This is a genomic window from Nocardiopsis xinjiangensis YIM 90004, from assembly GCF_000341145.1.
Lineage (GTDB): Bacteria > Actinomycetota > Actinomycetes > Streptosporangiales > Streptosporangiaceae > Nocardiopsis > Nocardiopsis xinjiangensis.
In genome coordinates, this window is record NZ_ANBE01000077.1 from 1 (window position 1) to 1,179 (window position 1,179).

1 protein-coding gene is annotated in these 1,179 nt (G+C 66.9%); it reads right to left on the reverse strand.

Going from position 1 to position 1,179, the window contains the following annotated elements; translation table 11 throughout:
* A partial coding sequence (locus D473_RS0123755) for a DUF222 domain-containing protein (protein WP_017611535.1) occupies positions 1 to 818 on the reverse strand: 818 nt, incomplete at its 3' end.
* Positions 819 to 1,179 lie beyond the last annotated feature (361 nt).

Below are 1,179 nucleotides of genomic sequence, written 5' to 3' on the forward strand. Positions count from 1 at the left end.
CCGCACCCGTGGTGGCCGTGGGCCATGGCCATCGCCGCCATCAACGCGTCATAGGTACGCGCATACCGCGAAACGGGCGCCTCCCCGTCGTAGGGGGCGGTGTAGGAGTCGAGTGCGGCCTGCAGGCGTTCGGCGTCGCCGGCCGGGCCCCAGGCCTCGAAGTGGAAGGTCCCCTCGAAGGTGCGCCTCAAGCGGGCCCCGCGTTCGGCGAAGGCGGCCTCTTCGTTCTTCTCCGGCCGGTCGGGGTTGAGCTCCAGTCCGAGGGCGTTGGCGGTACGGGTCAGGGACTGCACCGACATCGCCTCCCGCTCACGTTTGGCCCCCACCAGACCGGTCTCGATCACCGAGCGGTAGCGCTCCGCGTCCGGGCGGGCTTTCTGATCGCGCTTTTTCACCTCGCGCTCGACGCCGGAGGCGATGGCTGCGGCCTCGCCCAGAGTCAACACCCCCTCGGCCAACGCCTGGGCCGTGTCGGGCAGGGACCCTTGGTGCAGGCCGGTGGCCAACAGGGCCAGCCGCTTGGCCTCATCGGAGTGGATGCCCCACGCGTGAGTCAGGTAGGTACCCGCGTTTTTCTGGCCGCCCTCTTCGAGCAATTCACCCGAGGCTTCCATCCGCGCGATCGGGGCGAGCATCGCGACCCTCAGCTCGTCGATCTTGGCGTGCACCGCCCCGATACGCTCCAACACCCCAGCAGCCGCACCGAACGGAACCTCACCGCCGAAAGAGGTGATGACCTCCTGTGCCGCAGCGCCCAGCGCGGCAACGGCCGCGTCGGGGGCCGTTCCTGCGCCGGGTGCTGCGGTGTGGTCCGTCATGCTTCCATTCTAAAAGAACCACCCCTTCAGATAACACTGTCTCCAAGGACAGAAAATCCTTACCCTGCCCCGGATCCTTTCTACGAAATCACTTCGGAGTTCCCCGCAGATATTCCCCGAAAATGGGCCTGTGGATAACTCCACCGGCCCGCTTTCCCGCGATAAAAAAAGAGGGGACCGAACCGCGCACACGCCGGCCACTCCCTGGCCTCAATGCGTCACCGGGAGTGCCGGGGCCGGGCTTGTGCCTTACGCAGGAGCGAGCCACCATGCCCGCGCCGCAAGCGGTGGTCGCAATGTGGCCACCCCAGGGATGCTTCTATGTTTGTCAAGCAGCGAGTGCGACCGGTGGGTCCGCTGC